Annotated in this window: 15 protein-coding genes and 2 riboswitches; of the genes, 9 read left to right on the top strand and 6 right to left on the bottom strand. The window is 67.2% G+C overall.

What is annotated here, in order from left to right:
• Positions 1-125 precede the first annotated feature (125 nt).
• Positions 126-635, bottom strand: coding sequence for an Lrp/AsnC family transcriptional regulator (locus tag AC5RTY_RS16820; RefSeq protein WP_494014635.1), 510 nt, complete (start codon positions 633-635; stop codon positions 126-128).
• A 132-nt stretch (positions 636-767) separates the two neighbouring features.
• Here AC5RTY_RS16820 and AC5RTY_RS16815 point away from each other — a divergent pair, with 132 nt between their 5' ends.
• Positions 768-2,015: an NAD(P)/FAD-dependent oxidoreductase gene (locus AC5RTY_RS16815; RefSeq protein ID WP_494001715.1), complete on the top strand. Its 1,248-nt coding sequence runs from the start codon at positions 768-770 to the stop codon at positions 2,013-2,015.
• Between the two features lie 91 nt (positions 2,016-2,106).
• Positions 2,107-2,319: a FitA-like ribbon-helix-helix domain-containing protein gene (locus AC5RTY_RS16810; RefSeq protein ID WP_494014636.1), complete on the top strand. Its 213-nt coding sequence runs from the start codon at positions 2,107-2,109 to the stop codon at positions 2,317-2,319.
• 192 nt (positions 2,320-2,511) lie between these two features.
• On the opposite strand, the gene AC5RTY_RS16805 is transcribed toward AC5RTY_RS16810, so the two are convergent.
• From AC5RTY_RS16805 to AC5RTY_RS16795, 3 genes are all read right to left on the bottom strand, one after another.
• On the bottom strand, positions 2,512-3,822 hold the full coding sequence (locus AC5RTY_RS16805) for an Nramp family divalent metal transporter (RefSeq protein WP_494023440.1): 1,311 nt from the start codon (positions 3,820-3,822) through the stop codon (positions 2,512-2,514).
• 328 nt (positions 3,823-4,150) lie between these two features.
• A complete protein-coding gene (locus AC5RTY_RS16800) occupies positions 4,151-4,672 on the bottom strand; it encodes a PIN domain-containing protein (RefSeq protein WP_494139979.1) in 522 nt (173 codons plus the stop codon).
• On the bottom strand, positions 4,669-4,818 hold the full coding sequence (locus tag AC5RTY_RS16795; RefSeq protein ID WP_494139978.1) for a hypothetical protein: 150 nt from the start codon (positions 4,816-4,818) through the stop codon (positions 4,669-4,671). The genes AC5RTY_RS16800 and AC5RTY_RS16795 overlap by 4 nt, the downstream gene beginning before the upstream one ends.
• A gap of 29 nt (positions 4,819-4,847) precedes the next feature.
• Positions 4,848-4,970, bottom strand: a riboswitch (SAM riboswitch).
• 222 nt (positions 4,971-5,192) lie between these two features.
• Between AC5RTY_RS16795 and AC5RTY_RS16790 the strand changes: the two genes are divergently transcribed.
• The 3 genes from AC5RTY_RS16790 to AC5RTY_RS16780 all read left to right on the top strand — a co-directional run bounded on the left by AC5RTY_RS16790 (position 5,193) and on the right by AC5RTY_RS16780 (position 10,204).
• The gene (locus AC5RTY_RS16790; RefSeq protein ID WP_494139977.1) at positions 5,193-8,777 is read left to right on the top strand and encodes a TM0106 family RecB-like putative nuclease; all 3,585 of its coding nucleotides are present in this window, start codon (positions 5,193-5,195) and stop codon (positions 8,775-8,777) included.
• Between the two features lie 226 nt (positions 8,778-9,003).
• Positions 9,004-9,633 (top strand): superoxide dismutase, encoded by a 630-nt coding sequence (locus tag AC5RTY_RS16785; RefSeq protein ID WP_494014639.1) that lies wholly within the window; start codon positions 9,004-9,006, stop codon positions 9,631-9,633.
• 145 nt (positions 9,634-9,778) lie between these two features.
• A complete protein-coding gene (locus tag AC5RTY_RS16780) occupies positions 9,779-10,204 on the top strand; it encodes a pyridoxamine 5'-phosphate oxidase family protein (protein ID WP_494139982.1) in 426 nt (141 codons plus the stop codon).
• A 99-nt stretch (positions 10,205-10,303) separates the two neighbouring features.
• On the opposite strand, the gene AC5RTY_RS16775 is transcribed toward AC5RTY_RS16780, so the two are convergent.
• Positions 10,304-10,927 carry an FMN reductase gene (locus tag AC5RTY_RS16775; protein ID WP_494014640.1) on the bottom strand — a complete coding sequence of 208 codons (624 nt, stop codon included), beginning with the start codon at positions 10,925-10,927 and terminating at the stop codon, positions 10,304-10,306.
• Between the two features lie 269 nt (positions 10,928-11,196).
• Here AC5RTY_RS16775 and fdhA point away from each other — a divergent pair, with 269 nt between their 5' ends.
• The 3 genes from fdhA to AC5RTY_RS16760 all read left to right on the top strand — a co-directional run bounded on the left by fdhA (position 11,197) and on the right by AC5RTY_RS16760 (position 14,636).
• A complete protein-coding gene (gene fdhA / locus AC5RTY_RS16770) occupies positions 11,197-12,408 on the top strand; it encodes a formaldehyde dehydrogenase, glutathione-independent (RefSeq protein ID WP_494001723.1) in 1,212 nt (403 codons plus the stop codon).
• Between the two features lie 34 nt (positions 12,409-12,442).
• On the top strand, positions 12,443-12,844 hold the full coding sequence (locus AC5RTY_RS16765; protein ID WP_493979553.1) for a GlcG/HbpS family heme-binding protein: 402 nt from the start codon (positions 12,443-12,445) through the stop codon (positions 12,842-12,844).
• Positions 12,845-13,527: 683 nt separating this feature from the next.
• A riboswitch (cyclic di-AMP (ydaO/yuaA leader) is annotated at positions 13,528-13,699 on the top strand.
• A 1-nt stretch (position 13,700) separates the two neighbouring features.
• Positions 13,701-14,636: a M23 family metallopeptidase gene (locus AC5RTY_RS16760; protein WP_494026264.1), complete on the top strand. Its 936-nt coding sequence runs from the start codon at positions 13,701-13,703 to the stop codon at positions 14,634-14,636.
• A gap of 80 nt (positions 14,637-14,716) precedes the next feature.
• On the opposite strand, the gene AC5RTY_RS16755 is transcribed toward AC5RTY_RS16760, so the two are convergent.
• Positions 14,717-15,661: an aldo/keto reductase gene (locus AC5RTY_RS16755; protein ID WP_494139976.1), complete on the bottom strand. Its 945-nt coding sequence runs from the start codon at positions 15,659-15,661 to the stop codon at positions 14,717-14,719.
• A gap of 148 nt (positions 15,662-15,809) precedes the next feature.
• Between AC5RTY_RS16755 and AC5RTY_RS16750 the strand changes: the two genes are divergently transcribed.
• Entirely contained in the window at positions 15,810-16,238 is a 429-nt protein-coding gene (locus tag AC5RTY_RS16750; RefSeq protein WP_494001726.1) for a very short patch repair endonuclease, read from the top strand.
• Positions 16,239-16,310: the final 72 nt, after the last annotated feature.

Here is a 16,310-nt window from a genome sequence, read left to right as displayed (position 1 = left end):
GCCCGGCGCGAGATCCGCGAGGTGATGAGCTCCCAGGCATATACGGATGCGGGCACCACTCCCTCCGAAAACTTCCGCTTCCTCGATGGCGAGACCGAACCCCACGAGGGACACCATCTCCCCCATCAGGGAGCGAGCGAACTGCCGGGCGGGCGGACGTGTTCGAAGATGACCGTGGTATTCGTGCCGGCAACCTCGGGGCGGACGCTGAGGTTGTTCGCGACCAGGTCGCGCAGCGCGTTGGAGTCCGCCACAGCTACATGGATCAGGAAGTCGCGGTCACCGGTCACAAAGAAGATCCCCTCTACCGCGGGCAGGCCCGACAGGAAGTCCTTGAACTGGGTCAGGTTCGACCGCGCGTGCGCCTGCAAGCGGATGGAGATCAGCGCCTGCAGGCCGCGCCCCACGGCCGCAGGGTCCACGTCGGCATGGAAACCGCGGATTACGCCGCGTTCGCGCAGGGAGCGGATCCGGCTCAAGCACGTCGAGGGGGCGATGCCGGCCGCCGCCGCGATCGCGTTGTTGGGGGTTCGGGCGTCGGCTTGGAGCATCTCGACGATCAACCGGTCGATGCGGTCCAGCCCCGACCCCGCGGGAGCCCCGAACGGGCGTCGAAGATCATTCGATTCGACCATGTGATCACCACCACTTTCTGAACTTACTGCCTGCGTGCCTCACTCTTACAGAATCTTCTCCTAACGGCTTGAGAAACGGGTAAACATTCTTCAGGATGGGTCCGAGAGAAGAGTCGACCCGAGGAGCACACGATGTACTCTCGCGCACACGCCCCGAGCACCGCCGTCGTCGTGGGTGCAGGCATGGTTGGCTTGGCCACCGCCTGGCATCTGCAGGAACGCGGCGTGGAAGTCACCGTTCTGGACCGATCAGGCGTCGCCGCCGGCGCCTCGTGGGGCAATGCCGGCTGGCTCACGCCCGGCATGGCCATGCCGTTGTCGGATCCGACCGTCTGGACCTACGGGCCCAAGGCGCTGGTTGACCCGACGGCGCCGCTGCACATTCCCGCCCGCCTGGACCCGCAGCTGTGGAAGTTCCTGGCCCGCTTCGCGCTGCACGGCACGCAGAAGGCCTGGGACCGGACCATGGCCGCGCTGACGCCGATCGACAAGATGGCGCTGGAGAGCTTCGATGAGCTGACCGATAACGGCGTCGAATCGTGGACGCGCAAGGGACCCTTCATCGTCGGTTTCGAGGCGGAGAAGGAAAGCCGCCACTTTGTCCACGAGCTGGCCAACGTGGAGAAGGCCGGCCAGTCCGTCCCGCTGAGCCGCCTGGACAACCCCCAGGTCAAGGTGCCGCAGCTGTCCGCCGGTGTCTCGACGGTGTTCGAACTGGAAGGCCAGCGGTTCCTTGAGCCCGGCCCGTTCGTCGAGGCCCTTGCCGCATCCGTGGTGGCACGCGGCGGAAAGATCATTTCCGGCGCCGAAGTGCGCTCGCTGCGCCACGGCCACACCGGGATCTCCGTGGAGACCTACGCGCATGAGCCGTTCCACGCCGACGTCGTGGTCCTGGCCACCGGCGCCTGGCTGCCCGATCTCGCCAAGCCGCTGGGTGTTCGCACCATGGTGCAGGCCGGGCGCGGATACTCGTTCAGCGTGGCCACCGACCAGCCGGCCGAGTTCCCCATCTACTTCCCGGCGCGCCGCGTGGCCTGCACCCCCTACGAGGGACGGCTGCGCATCGCCGGAACCATGGAGTTCCGCGGCCCGGACGAACCGCTGCAGACCGGGCGGATCGACGCGATCCTGGCCGCCGTGCGGCCGTTGTTCACCAACATGGACCTGGAGAACCTCGAGGATCTCTGGGTCGGCCCGCGCCCGGTCACGCCCGACGGGCTGCCGCTGATCGGCGCCACCCGCTCCCCCGGCGTGTACGTTGCCGGCGGGCACGGGATGTGGGGCATCGTGCTGGGCCCGGCGACCGGCAAGCTGCTGGCCGAACAGATTGTCACCGGCCGGGTGCCCGACGAGATCCGGCCGTTCGACCCGCTGCGCTGACGGCACCTGAAGACCCACTGACAGCTCGTTGGGGTGGGACTAATATGGGCGGCACTTGGGGCACTATGCGCTCCACGGGAAGGTGACTGTCATGGAATCGCTCACGGTGCCCGGGCTGGACGCGCGGACCATGGAAGGACTCCGGATCCTGGCCGATACCCACCATCGCTCACCCGAAGCTGAGGCCCGGGCGATCCTGGTGCAGGCAGTACGCGGGCTGGGCGAGGCGGACGAACTCCTGGCTTCGATCATCGGCGACGACGATTCACGCCACGACGGCGAACGCCGGACCGGCCGGCAGTAGGCGGGCCCGTCGCCGCGCGGCGCCCGACCGCGCAGGCAGTCGACGCGCAGGCAGTCGACGCGCCGGCGCCGTCGAGCGCTCAAAACCGCGCCACCGCCGCCGAGCGTTCAAAACCGGGCGCCCGCCGTCGTCGTTGTTAAACAAGCGCTGCCCCGCACCGAAACGGTACGGGGCAGCGGAGCCTGCGGGAAATCAGCCGCCGAAGAGCGGCGAGACGGAGTTCCACAGCTGGTAGACGCCGAGGACCACGAACAGCAGGGCACAGATGCCCAGCGCGATGTTCGTGTGCAGGCGGTTGGCCCATTCCTTCGGGATCCGCTTGCCGTTGAGCAGGCCCAGCAGCGTCAGTGCGAGGAACGGCATGAACAACGACCCCAGGGCGCCGTAAAGCAGGATCAGCGCGATCGGCTTGCCCAGCATGAACAGCAACATGGGCGGGAACGTCAGCCAGAGGACGTAGAACTTGAAGTACTTGCCGCCCACGCGCGTGTCCGGGTGGCCGGACTCCTTCTTGCGCATGTTGCCCCAGAAGTCGGCGAACATCAGGGACACGCCGTTCCAGACGCCGATGATGGAGGAGAAGGAGGCGGCCCAGAAACCGACGAGGAAGCCGGTGCCGACCACGTCTCCGTACTCATCCTTGAGTACCCCGTACAGGTCCAGCAGTCCTTCGTCGCCGGCGCTCAATGAAACACCCGCGGTGCGGACCACTTCGGCGCCGACAATCAACATGGCGATGACGAAGATGCCGGTCATGACGTAGGCCACGGAGTTGTCGATGCGCATGACTCGCATCCACTTGGGCGTGTGCCAGCCCTTTTCGCGCAGCCAGTAGCCGTAGGCCGCCAGCGTGATGGTGCCGCCCACGCCGCCCGCGAGCGCCAGGGTGTAGAACACCGCGCCCTCTTCCTGCGGGATCATGGGCACCAGGCCGCCGATCATCTCCGGGATGTTGGGCACGGCGATGACGGCCAGCCCGACGACGGTGACGAACATCAGCCCGACGAAGAATGCGGTGATCTTCTCGAAGGTGGCGTACTTGCCGAACCAGACCATGACAAATCCGGCCAGGCCCATCAGGATCGCCCAGGCCCACAGCGGCAGCACCGGGAACATCGCGGCCAGCGGCAGCGCTGCCGATGACATTGCCGTGGCACCGTAGACGAAGCCCCAGATCATGATGTACGGACCGAAGTACCAGGTGGTCCAGCGGCCCAGCGAGCGCCAGCCCTCGAAGATCGTCTTGCCCGTTGCAAGGGTAAAGCGTCCGGCACCTTCAACCAGGATGATCTTCAGGATGACGCCGACGATCACCGCCCAGAACAGCCCGTAGCCGTACCGGGAGCCCGCCACCAGCGTGGCCACCATGTCCGCGGCGCCGACGCCTGTGGCGGCGACAACGAGACCGGGACCGACGATCTTCCACTTGGCGGGAGCGCCGCCGTCGTTATCCACCCGTGCAGCGGCATCGAGCGTGCCCGGGGCATTGTTCTCAGTGGCCATGAGCCATGTATTCCTTACCGTGATGGAGCTTGTCCGCAGAAAGAGGGGGCAAGAGTGCCGCCCGTCACCGGACCCCGTCCAGTTTCTCACGCGTTCTGAACGCCCGGTCGGTAAATAGCCGAGGGGGCCACTCGCGGAACCGTTCGGCGCAACACAGGCACTCTTCGGCGGGAAAGTGGCGTGCGATTGTGGTCGTTCGCATACCCGCTGCGGTTGATCACGGGGGTCGGTGGCGGCGTCGGACGGGGCCGGTCCTGGGGGTGCGGTGCTGGGGGTGCGGGCGCGGGGTGCTCGAGGTGTGGTGCTCCCGCCCATGGCCGCTGCAGGCCTAGCGCCGGGCCGGCGCCCAGGGGTCGCAGGCTTCGACCGCAAGCCGCCGATAGGCCTCGGCGTTGCCGGACACCACGGTCAGGCAGTGCCTGGAGGCGGTCGCGGCGATCAGCGACTCGACGGCCGGCACGTCCTGAATGGCCAGCGGCGCCCAGGCCTCGGCCACCTGCTGGTCCACCGGCAGGATAAAGGCCGAGAACCGCGCGGTCAGCTCGACCAGCCACGCGTCGGCCTGCCCGGTCAGCGCGGCGTCTTGGGTACTCAGCGCGCGCAACTCCCCCAGGGTTAAGGCGGAGATGTAGACCCGGGAGCGGCGGCGCCGCCGCAGGAAGTCGACGACGGCGGGGTCCGGGCTTTCGCGCCTGAGCTCGACCACGACGTCGGTGTCCAGCAGCAGCCCGCGGGCCCGCCGCGGGCCGGAAGCTGCGGCCGGCGCCTGCGCGGTGGCGTGGGCCTTCGGTCCGGGTCCGGTCTGCGCGGCTGCGTGGGCCTTCGCTGTCGGCACGATCCGCGTGGTCATTGCGCCGCGGCGACGTCGCGCTGCTGCCCGCGGGGCTGCCGGGCGGCATCCAGCAGGAAGTCCACGAAGGCCTCGCGCGCTGCGGAAACCTGTTCATAGTCGGCCAGGCTCAAGACCTGCAGTTGCGGGGAGTAAGGGATGTCCATGGCAGCCGGCGCCGGGCGCCGCGTCCTTTCGCGTGCTCTTGCCCGCATCGGTAGCCGAGGGCTGATGCGGACCGCTTCGTCATCCGAACCACCCAACGAGCGTGGGGTTGGTATGTGGCCAAGTCGGAGCTTGGCGGCCACAGTTCTTGAAGCTGTTGGCAGTATAGCCAGAGCGGCCGCCTGACCGTCGGAGACCGCGGTCACATCGCGTAACAGGAATCCTGGAGCCGGGCGCCCATGCCCCATTCGCCAAAATGTCGGTGCCGGACGGTAGACCTATAACTGCCGGCAGGCACCGGCTGGCGGCGGGATATCGTTGGGGGGACCCGCCGCCGGCCGGGTTGGCACCTGCGCACCTGTTTGAAGGAGGCACCGTGTTTCTGCTCGACTCCGAAGTCGACGGGGCTGACCGCGACCTGGTCTACACAGCCAGCGACCTCGTCGTCGCCGCCCAGTGCGAGTACCAGCTGCTGCGCAAGCTGGACGAGAAGCTGGGGCGCTCCCCCGTGGCGGATTTTGGCCGCGACGAGATGCTCGAGCGCACGGCGGAGTTGGGCGATCTGCACGAGCACCGGGTCTTGCAGCACTTCCGCGACACCTTCGGCGCCGGCGTGGTGGAGATTGCCGAGACCCGCAGCTACACGCGGCAGGATTTGCAGGCCAAGCACGACGAGTCGATCGCCGCGCTGCGCTCCGGCGCAGACGTGGTGTTCCAGGCGTCCTTCTTCGACGGCCGGTTCCACGGACGGTCCGATTTCCTGGTCAAAACCCACAACGACGGCGGAGCTGCCGCCTACGGGGTCTATGACACCAAGCTGGCCCGCCACGCCAAGGTCACCGCGCTGCTGCAGCTGGCCGCGTACGGGGACCAGCTCCTCCAAGCCGGCATCGCCGCGGCTCCCACCGTGACGCTGGTGCTGGGCGACCGGCGGCACAGCAACCACAGCCTCACCGACCTGCTGCCGGTCTTCCGCGAACGCCGCACCAGGTTCCTCAACCTCGTTACCGCACACCGCGAACAGCCAGACCCGGTCCGTTGGGGGAACGAAAGGGTCACCGCGTGCGGACGCTGCAACTACTGCTCCGAACAGGTTGAGCTGCACCGGGACCTGCTGCTGGTCGCGAACATGAGCACGCTGCGCCGGCGCAAGCTGCGAGCGGCCGGGATCTTCACCATCGACCAATTGGCCGCCCTGGAACTTCCACCCGGTGAACCGACAGACGGCGCGCTGGCCCGGCTCCGCGACCAGGCACGAATGCAGACCGGCTCCGCCACGCCGGACGGCCGGGTGACCTACCGCAAGGACGGCACGGAACACGAGGTTTCGTACCGCGTGCTGGAGCAGCACACACTGTCCCGCCTGCCTGCGCCCAACCCCGGCGACATCTACTTCGACTTCGAGGGCGACCCGCTGTGGCAGGACGAGGACGGCGAGTGGGGGCTGGAATACCTTTTCGGCGTGGTGGAAAATGCGCCGGCTGCCGGCACGGCCCCGCCGTTTAAGCCCTTCTGGGCGCACAGCCGCGCCGGCGAACGGCAGGCGCTGGCGGATTTCCTGGAATATGTCTCCGATCGGCGGCGCCGGTATCCGGGGATGCACATTTACCACTACGCCAACTACGAGAAGGCCGCATTACGCCGGCTGTCGCTGCAGCATCTGGTGGGTGAGGAAACCGTGGACGGTTTGCTGCGCGAGGGCATCCTGGTGGACCTCTACGACACGGTCCGGCACAGCCTCCGGATCTCGGAAAACTCCTACAGCATCAAGAAGCTTGAGCCCTTGTACATGGGAGATAACCTGCGGTCCGGAGACGTCAAGGACGCCGGAGCCTCCGTGGTCGCATACGCCCGCTACTGTGCGGCCAGGGACGCCGGCAACGACGCCGAGGCAGACACGGTCCTGAAAAGCATTGCCGACTACAACGAGTACGACTGCCTCTCCACGCTGGAACTGCGCAATTGGCTCCTGCTGTTGGCGGCCGAGCGCGGAGTCGTGCCGGGGCGCACTGCCACCCCCGCGGCGGCCGCTGCCTCTGCCGCGAGTGGGACGTTGGCCGCCGACGACGAGCCGCTGCCGCCGGAGGAGCGGCGGCTGCACGACTACGTCGAGGCTGCCGCCGACAGGGCCGCCCGCCGAAGCGAAACGCTGTCCGCCGATGAACAGGCCGTCGCCATGGTCGCGGCCTCGGTCGGCTACCACCGGCGGGAAGCGAAGCAGTACTGGTGGGCGCATTTCGACCGGCTCGACGCCCCGCTGGAGGACTGGGCGGATACCCGCGACGTCTTCACCGTGGATTCCGCGCGCGTGGTTTCCGGGTGGGAAAAGCCGACGTCGCGCAGCAACCCGGTCCGCGTGCTGCGGCTCACCGGCAGGCTGGCACCCGGATCCACCATCAAGGGAGGCAGCCTGCTCTGCCGGCTCTACGACCAGCCCTTCCCGGAGTTCCTCTGCGACCAGAACGACGGCGTCAATCACCGCGCGTTTTGTTTCGGCGCGGAAGTGCTGGAACTGGGTGCGGACGGTGAGAAGGACACGCTCCTGGTGAAGGAGCGGCTGCCCCGCGGTGCCGACGAGTACAACGAGCCGCCGGTGGCGCTCACACCCGACCAGCCGCTGCCCACCACCTCCATCCGGCAGGCCCTCGCAGACCTCGCCGCTGCGGTTGCCGGCACATTGCCCGGCTTCCCGGCCGAACCGGCGCTGGACCTGCTGCGCCGTCGCCCGCCGCGGCTGGCAACGCTGGCGCGGCTGCCCGAGGTCCAGGACCACCCGGACGGCTACGTGGACGCCATCACCGCCGCCGTCGCCGACCTGGACGATTCCTACCTGGCGGTCCAGGGACCGCCGGGCACCGGCAAGACCTACGTCGGTTCGCACGCCGTCGCCCGGTTGGTGGCCCGGGGCTGGAAGGTGGGTGTCGTCGGCCAGTCGCATGCCGTGGTCGACAACATGTTGCGCGCCGCCATCGAGAAGGCCGGCGTGCCGCCGGAAGTCGTTGCCAAAAAACCCAACGGCGACCACGACCTGCCGTGGCCCAACCGGAGTATGGACGATGTGGCCCGGTTGATCGCCTCCCCCGGGGGCTCGTTGATTGGCGGCACGGCGTGGACCATGACGGGGTCTGCTGTCCCGCCGAAGTCGCTGGATCTGCTGGTCATCGACGAAGCCGGCCAGTTCTCGCTGGCCAACACGCTGGCCGTCTCCCGGGCCGCCAGGCGCCTGCTGCTGCTGGGTGATCCGCAGCAGCTGCCGCAGGTGACCCAAGGAACGCATCCGGAACCGGTCGACGAGTCGGCACTCGGGTGGCTCTCTGACGGCCATGCCACGCTGCCGCCGGAGCTGGGCTATTTCCTCGCCCTGAGCTGGCGCATGCACCCGGACCTGTGCCGGGCCGTCTCCGTCCTGGCCTACGAGGGGCGGCTCAAGTCGGCGCCGGCCGCCGGGCTGCGGCGGCTGGAAGGAGCGCCGCCCGGGGTGGAATGCGTGTACGTGAACCACCACGGCAACGCGACGTCGTCGCCCGAAGAGGCCGCCGAGGTACTGGCCCAGGTCCGCCGGCATCTGGGCCTGCCCTGGCGCGCGGACGGCACGGCCCGGCCGCGCCCCCTGGCCGGAACGGACATCCTCGTGGTGGCACCCTATAACGCCCAGGTCCAGCTGATCCGTTCCGTGCTGGACGGCGCCGGGCTGGCGGAGGTCCGGGTGGGCACGGTGGACAAGTTCCAGGGCCAGGAAGCGCCGGTTGTGATCGTTTCCACCGCGGTGTCCGCCGCGTCCGAGGCGCCGCGCGGAATGGAATTCGTGCTTAACCGGAACCGGAACAACGTGGCTGTCTCGCGCGGGCAGTGGCGGGCGGTTATCGTACGTTCCCGTGCCCTCACGGACTACCTGCCGGCACGGCCCGCCGGACTGGAGGAGCTGGGGGCGTTCGCGGGGCTCTGCGACTGCACGAACTAACCTCACCGCGCCCGCTCTCTGGAGGTGGAATGTCGTCTTCGGGGGTCAAACCGCCCGACAGGCTGCGGATGCGGGGCTACGTCAGTGGCGAAATTCGCTACGGTGCCAGCCTCGGTCATGTTTGAATGAGGATTGGCAGCTTGGCGGGCCAACCACCCGTTGTCCGTGCCGGCTGGAAGTGTGCACTGAGTAGTTTCCGCACAGTAATTCCGACGAGAGGAAGAACATGAGCAAGTACGAACTGCCCCAGCTCGACTACGATTACGCGGCCCTGGAGCCGCACATCTCGGCGAGGATCATGGAGCTGCACCACTCCAAGCACCACGCCACCTACGTGGCCGGCGCGAACACCGCGCTGGAGCAGCTGGCCGACGCCCGCTCAAAGGGCGAATTCGGCAACGTGCCGAAGCTGTCCAAGGACCTGGCCTTCCACCTCGGCGGGCACACCAACCACTCGATCTTCTGGAAGAACCTCTCCCCGGAAGGCGGCGACAAGCCCACCGGCGAACTGGCCTCCGCCATCGATGAGTACTTCGGTTCCTTCGACGCGTTCCGCGGCCACTTCGGCGCCGCAGCGCTGAGCCTGCAGGGCTCGGGCTGGGCCGTGCTGGCCTACGAACCCCTGGGCGGCAACCTGGTCATCGAGCAGCTCTACGACCAGCAGGGCAACATCCCGGTAGGCACCATTCCGCTGCTGATGCTGGACATGTGGGAGCACGCCTTCTACCTCGACTACGTCAACGTCAAGGCCGACTACGTCAAGGCGTTCTGGAACATCGTCAACTGGGCCGACGTCGCAGCCCGCTTCGACTCCGCCCGCACCGGCGCTTCCGCGCTGATCACCCCGGCCAAGTAACACTGGCCAACCGTGCTCGGGCACGGAGACGACCCAGGCACCGCCGCTGGGCCGGACAACCGGCTCAACGGCGGTGCCTCGTCGTTAAGATGTCCGCTTGTATCAAGGACTTCCTTTCACCGAAGCGATGCAGAAGGATGAAGGCATGATGTTCGAACACGATGACGCGGTCCTTGAGCTCACCGACGAGCAATCGTGGATGCTGCTGGAGAGGACGAAGCATGGCCGCCTCGTCCTCACGGCCGCCGGGGAAACCGATATTTTCCCCATCAACTATGTTGCGCGCGATGGCAGGCTCGTCCTGCGCACGGCGCCGGGCACCAAGCTGGCCGAATTGACGATCAACGACCAGGTCTTGTTCGAGGCCGACGGCATCAGCAGCGAGGAAGCATGGAGCGTTGTCGTCAAAGGCACGGCCCGGGTACTGCAGGACCAGGAGGACATCCCGGCCGCCGAAGCGCTGCCGGTCGAGACCTGGATCCCGACTCTCAAGGATTTCTATGTGGAAGTGAAGCCGGCCAGCATCAGCGGACGCCACTTCAAACTGGGTCAACAACCCGGACGTTTTTAGCCACAGCAAAGGCCCGGTCCGGGTGGTCGCGCTGCGCAGGTGCGCATCGCTGGGCCACTCCCGACCGGGCCTTCGTCTTGCTCAGCGGTAGACGCTCATTCAGTGGCCGACGCTGGCGAGGATCTCCTCGAAGCTTTTGGATTCGACGCCGCCACGGCCGCGCTCGGTCACCGGAGCGCCCTCCACCAGGTCAACCAGTTCGGCGGCCGCCCGGTCCGAGCGCTCGGACAGTCCGCCGGTTCCCGCCTCACCGGCACCCCAGTCCTCCGGTGCGGCAAAGACCGTGGTTTGTACCGTGCGGGCACGGAGGTAGCTGAACAGCGGACGGACGGCGTAGTCCAGGGCCAGCGAGTGGCGGGCGCTGCCACCGGTGGCGCCCATCAGCACCGGTTTGCCGGCGAGCGCGCGCGGCTCGACCACATCGAAGAAGGACTTGAACAGCCCGCTGTAGGAGGCGCTGAAGACCGGGGTCACCACGATCAGCGCATCGGCTGCCACGGTTGCCTTGAGCACTTCGTCCAGCTTCGGCGCGGCGTAGCCGGTCACCATGTTGTTGGCGATATCGACGGCGTAGTCACGCAGCTCCACCAGTCGGACCTCGGCCTCGACGCCCTTCAGGCGGAACTGGTCCACGGCAGAGGCAGCCAATTGGTCAGCCAGCATCCGGCTCGAGGACGGAACGCCGAGTCCGGCGGAAATAACAACGATCTTGCGCTCTGACACTGAGACCCTCCTGGTTTGTTCATGCAATCGCATCTAGATGGGTCAACCAAGGCATCGTGAAGATTATTCCGGGGCGAGCCGACGGCGGAGGGCGGGGCGCCACGCTTCGGCGGCGGGCGTCGGCCCGCAAGAAGCACACGAGCCGCCTTCAACGGGCCACAAGAGGTGTTGGACTGCGGGGGCGAGGCTGCCTCAACCCTAGCCAGCCCCCATCCAAGAGGGCTACCGTGGCACCCACCATCCATGACTTCCGCATCAGAGGAATCCCCATGAGCAGCAATCGAGCAGTGGCTTACAAGGAACCCGGCAAGGTCGAAGTGATCGACATCGACTATCCAAGTTTCACGCTCAAGGATGGTCCGGGGGTCCACCCAGACAACGTGGGCCGGCAGGTATCGCACGGAGTCATCCTGCGCACCGTTGCCACCAACATCTGCGGCTCCGACCAGCACATGGTCCGGGGCCGTACTACTGCCCCGAAAAACCTGGTCTTGGGCCATGAAATCACCGGCGAGGTCGTCGACGTCGGCTCCGACGTGGAGTTCATCAAGGTCGGCGACATCGTCTCCGTCCCTTTCAACATCGCGTGCGGACGCTGCCGGAACTGCAAGGAGCGGAAGACCGGCATCTGCCTGAACGTGAATCCGGAGCGCCCGGGCAGCGCCTACGGCTACGTGGACATGGGAGGCTGGGTGGGCGGCCAGGCCGAGTACGTGCTGGTCCCCTACGCCGACTGGAACCTGCTGAAGTTCCCGGACAAGGACCAGGCGCTCGAGAAGATCATGGACCTGACCATGCTCTCCGATATCTTCCCCACCGGCTTCCACGGCGCCGTCACCGCCGGCGTGGGGGTTGGATCCACCGTGTACATTGCCGGCGCCGGCCCCGTGGGGCTGGCCGCTGCGGCCAGTGCCCAGTTGCTCGGCGCCGCCGTCGTGATTGTCGGGGACATGAACGAGGGCCGCCTCGCCCAGGCGCGCAGCTTCGGCTGCGAGACCGTGGACGTCTCCCAGGGCCATCCCAGGGACCAGATCGAACAGCTTTTGGGCGTCCCGGAGGTGGATTGCGGCGTGGACGCGGTGGGTTTCGAGGCCCGCGGGCACGGCAAGGACGCCCAAGAGGCGCCGGCCACCGTGCTGAACTCGCTGATGGAGGTTACTGCGGCCGGCGGGGCGCTGGGCATCCCGGGGCTGTACGTCACCGGCGACCCGGGCGGAATCGACGAGGCCGCGCAGAAGGGCTCGCTCTCGCTCTCGCTGGGCACGGGCTGGGCCAAGTCGCTCTCCTTCACCACGGGGCAGTGCCCGGTGATGAAGTACCACCGCGGCCTGATGATGGCCATCCTGCACGACAGGGTGCAAATAGCGAAGGCCGTGAACGCCACGGCCATCCCCTTGGAGGACGCGCCGAAGGGCTATGCGGAGTTCGACGCCGGTGCCGCCACAAAGTACGTGCTCAACCCCAACGGTTACATCAGCTAGGCCCCGCGACGGGGCCTTGAACCTAGGAGCAAACATGGACACCGTCACCTTGGAAGACGCCCGCCGGGTCATTGCCGCCGCCGAGGCCAAAGCCGCCGACATCGGCCAGCCGATGAACATCGCCGTCGCCGATGCGGGCGGGAACCTGGTCTCGCACGTGCGGATGGACGGGGCGTGGCTGGGCAGCATCGACATCTCGATCAACAAGGCCTTCACCTCGCGGGCGTTCGACATCCAGACCAAGGACCTGGGCGACAACTCGCAGCCGGGCAATCAGTTCTACGGCATCCATGCCAGCAACCACGGCCGCATCATGATTTTCGCCGGCGGCATCCCGCTCTCCCGCGACGGCCAGGTGGTCGGTTCGATCGGCGTCAGCGGCGGCTCCGGAGAGCAGGACCAGTCGGTGGCGGAGGCTGGAGCGGCGGCACTCTAGTTTTGGCTCCGGAGCCGGTCAACACCTGATTATCGGCACCGGGCCGCGGACCCGAGTCCGGGTCAGCGCCTGATCGTCGGGACCGGGCCGCCGGCCGGGATTCGGCGTCTGCTCGCCGGGTTTGGCCTGCTGCGCCAGCCGAACTGACCGGTACGCGGCTACATCCGGATGCCTGCCCCTGCTTGTTGCGTTCATCACGGCAGGCCTTCACCGCGTCCGCAGTCTGCGCCGCCACGATTCACTGCGCACTTCCCCGAGAGCAGCGCTGCGAAGGCTTGCTGCGCGCCGGGCCGCCAATGCTAACTGCAAGCTGCCCGGCGGCGGCGTCCCTTACCGGCCGGGGTTCGGTAGCGGCCGGGTCCGGTAACGGCCGGGGAACGGCGTGTAACTTCCGCTCACTCCCCGGCGCGGGGGCTCCACTAACGGCCCGGGAACGGCGTGCAACTTCCGATCACTCCCCGGCGCGGGGCTCCGCTAACGGCCAAGCAGCGCCGCGAATCCCTGGCGGATGCACACACCGCCCAATTAAAGGAATCACCTCAGACCGAGGAACTTCTGGTGACAAGGAACACGGATAACGAATTTGTAACGCCGCGTGTCGCTCCGGTAATTTTGAATTTGTTCCTATCTATCTAGGTAGGCACCCGGTCCGCCCGTCTAACCCTGCCAGCGGACCGCAAGAATCGAGCTTTTCATCGAAGGCAGGGGCGGAGGAACCACTTACGGTGCTTGGGGGCACCTCGGGGTGAAGTCCTCACCGGCACAGTCGCACTCTGAAATCCGACTGCCGGCAGGACCGAGTGAACTCTCGCTCGAATCCGACAGCTAACTTCGCAGACGCAAGAGAGGAAACCCTGTGAACAACCCTGTGCGCGGTCGTCGCCGTTCCGACACCCCCACGAATGCCCTGTCCAAGATTTCGCGTTCCGCTCTGGCTAAGATCTCCCGTTCCAGCGAGGGCTCCCCTGCCCGCCGCGAAGGGGAAGCATCCCCGGCGGCCTACTCCCTCGCCCGCAAGACCGGCCTTGCTGCCGTTGCCGCCGGCATCCTGGCCGCGGCAGTGGTCCCGGTGGCCCAAGCCGGCGGCACTACCGACGTAGGTTCCGACCGTGCCTCCGAGCAAAGCCCCGTGCAGATTCAGGCGGCCCAGGAGGCCGAAATCCGCTTTGACCGGGCCAAGGTAGCCAGCAAGGCTACGCCGGAGGAAGCCCAGGTTGCCGCCGAGGCCGCCGAAAAGAAGAAGGCCGACGAAAAGGCGGCGGCCGCCAAGAAGGCTGCAGCCGAGAAGAAGGCGAAGGCCGAAGCTGCGGCCAAGAAGGCTGCAGCCGAGAAGAAGGCAAAGGCCGCGGCCGCAGCCAAGAAGGCCGCCGCAGCCAAGGCGAAGACCGTCGGCTTTGCCACCGGCAAGCTGGCCGCTCCGATCCCGAACATGAACCAGACCTCCGGCTTCGGCTACCGCCAGAACCCGATCACCGGTGCTGCCGGCGAGCTGCACACCGGCATTGACTACGCCATGGCCTGCGGCACCCCTGTCCACGCGGCCGACGGCGGCAAGGTCGTCGAGGCCGGCTGGCAGGTTGGCGGCGGCGGCAACCGCATCGTAATTCAGCACGGCAGCGGCCTGAAGACTACCTACAACCACCTGCAGTCGATCGGCGTTTCGCTGGGCCAGAAGGTGGCCAAGGGCCAGGCCATCGGCCAGCTGGGCACCACCGGCAACTCCACCGGCTGCCACCTGCACTTTGAGGTTGTCAAGGACGGTCAATTGGTGGATCCGGCCGGCTGGCTCTAACCCACCCTTGACGACGGCGGAGCTTCCGCCACCGACGACGGCGATGCCCACACGGCATCGCCGTCGTCGTTAAGGGCCGGTCAGGCGAAGGGCCTCGACGCCCGGTCCAGGGCGGCAACTTCGTCGGCGGTCAACTCCACGTCCGTGGCGGCCATCAGCTCCGGCAGCTGTTCGGGCGTCCGGGCGCTGGCCAGCGGAGCGGTAATGCCGGGCTTGGTCAGCAGCCAGGCGAGCGCGGTTGTCGTGAGGGAGATGCCGCGCGACTGGGCGACGGTCTCCAACGCGTCGACGACCGCGAAGCCCTCCATCGTGAGGTAATCACGGAGCATGCCGCCGCGCGGGCTGCTGTCGGCGTCATCCGTCGAGTGGTACTTGCCGGACAGGAAACCGGCGGCCAGCGAGTAGTACGGGAACACCGAGAGGTTGTGTTCGCGGGCCAACGGAGCATAGCCCTGTTCGTAGTCTTTGCGGGCCACCAGGTTGTAGTGCGGCTGCAGCGCGACCGGCAGCGCAAAACCGTTCTGCAGGGCGATGTCCATCCACTCGGCGATCCGCTCGGGAGACAGGTTGGACAAGCCGATCTGGCGGACCTTGCCCTCCCTCACCAGGGCGTCGAACGCGGCGGCCGCCTCAATCAACGGGGTGCCCTCGTCGTCGTAATGGGCGTAGTACAGGTCGATGTATTCGGTGCCCAGCCGCTGCAGTGAAGCCTCGGCGGCAGCAGCCACGTTCACCGCCGACAGTCCCTGGAGTTCCGGATGACCGCCCACCTTCGTAGCGATGACGACCGATTCGCGGTTTTTCCGTTCGGCCATCCAGCGGCCGATGATCTCCTCGGATTCGCCCCCGCGGTTACCCGGAACCCACGCGGAGTAGCTGTCCGCGGTGTCAATGAAGTTGCCGCCGGCCTCGGTGAAGGCATCCAGCACCTGCTGTGAACCGGACTCGTCCGAGGTCCAGCCGAAGGTGTTGCCGCCCAGAGCGAGCGGGAAGATCTTGATGTCCGAAGTGCCGATCAAGCGCATCGAAGGTCCTTTCAAAGGTAAGGCGCGGCCTTCGCATGCCGCTTACGTTTAACCTAGCAGCGGCGGACGCGTTCCCCGGACGCGGTAACGGCGCCGCCGGGCGGCCGGCGGCCCGCCGGGCAGTACCGTGCTCCCCTAGACTTTAGCCATGGCCGACTCGCTGACCCCGCAGCAGCGCAGCGCCAACATGGCCAAAATCCGCGGCAAGAACACCAAACCCGAGCTGTTGGTCCGGAAACTGCTGCATGCCAAGGGATACCGCTACCGCCTGCATGGCAGCGCAGGCGGCGGGAAGCTGCCGGGCAAACCGGATCTGGTTTTCGCCGGACGGCGGAAAGTGATCTTCGTCAACGGCTGCTTCTGGCATGCCCATGACTGCAGGGTCGGCCGGCATGCGCCGAAGTCCAACGCCGGCTTCTGGGAAGCCAAGCGGACGCGTACGGCTGCCCGCGACGAAGCCCAACGGTCGGCGCTGCAGGCGGCCGGCTGGCAGGTCCTCACCGTCTGGGAGTGCGAGTTCAAGAGAACCGGCGATCTGGCCGCGCTCGAGGACAAGCTGGTCGCTTTCCTCGCCTGAGCCGGCCCAGTGGCCCAACAGCCCCTCCGCCCGCGGGGAAAATCCCGGGGTGGAGGGGCTGTTGGCCAGGGG

It is taken from the genome of Arthrobacter sp. Y3224055 (genome assembly GCF_059090825.1).
The sequence above is the reverse complement of the archived record's forward strand: the minus strand, read 5'-3'. Positions and strand labels throughout refer to the sequence as shown.

Bases quoted from the DNA above. Each gene is read 5' to 3' on its own strand.
- AC5RTY_RS16820 (WP_494014635.1), bottom strand. From the start codon at position 635: ATGGTCGAATCGAATGATCTTCGACGCCCGTTCGGGGCTCCCGCGGGG.
- AC5RTY_RS16815 (WP_494001715.1), top strand. From the start codon at position 768: ATGTACTCTCGCGCACACGCCCCGAGCACCGCCGTCGTCGTGGGTGCA.
- AC5RTY_RS16810 (WP_494014636.1), top strand. From the start codon at position 2,107: ATGGAATCGCTCACGGTGCCCGGGCTGGACGCGCGGACCATGGAAGGA.
- AC5RTY_RS16805 (WP_494023440.1), bottom strand. From the start codon at position 3,822: ATGGCCACTGAGAACAATGCCCCGGGCACGCTCGATGCCGCTGCACGG.
- AC5RTY_RS16800 (WP_494139979.1), bottom strand. From the start codon at position 4,672: ATGACCACGCGGATCGTGCCGACAGCGAAGGCCCACGCAGCCGCGCAG.
- AC5RTY_RS16795 (WP_494139978.1), bottom strand. From the start codon at position 4,818: ATGGACATCCCTTACTCCCCGCAACTGCAGGTCTTGAGCCTGGCCGAC.
- AC5RTY_RS16785 (WP_494014639.1), top strand. From the start codon at position 9,004: ATGAGCAAGTACGAACTGCCCCAGCTCGACTACGATTACGCGGCCCTG.
- AC5RTY_RS16780 (WP_494139982.1), top strand. From the start codon at position 9,779: ATGATGTTCGAACACGATGACGCGGTCCTTGAGCTCACCGACGAGCAA.
- fdhA (WP_494001723.1), top strand. From the start codon at position 11,197: ATGAGCAGCAATCGAGCAGTGGCTTACAAGGAACCCGGCAAGGTCGAA.
- AC5RTY_RS16765 (WP_493979553.1), top strand. From the start codon at position 12,443: ATGGACACCGTCACCTTGGAAGACGCCCGCCGGGTCATTGCCGCCGCC.
- AC5RTY_RS16755 (WP_494139976.1), bottom strand. From the start codon at position 15,661: ATGCGCTTGATCGGCACTTCGGACATCAAGATCTTCCCGCTCGCTCTG.
- AC5RTY_RS16750 (WP_494001726.1), top strand. From the start codon at position 15,810: ATGGCCGACTCGCTGACCCCGCAGCAGCGCAGCGCCAACATGGCCAAA.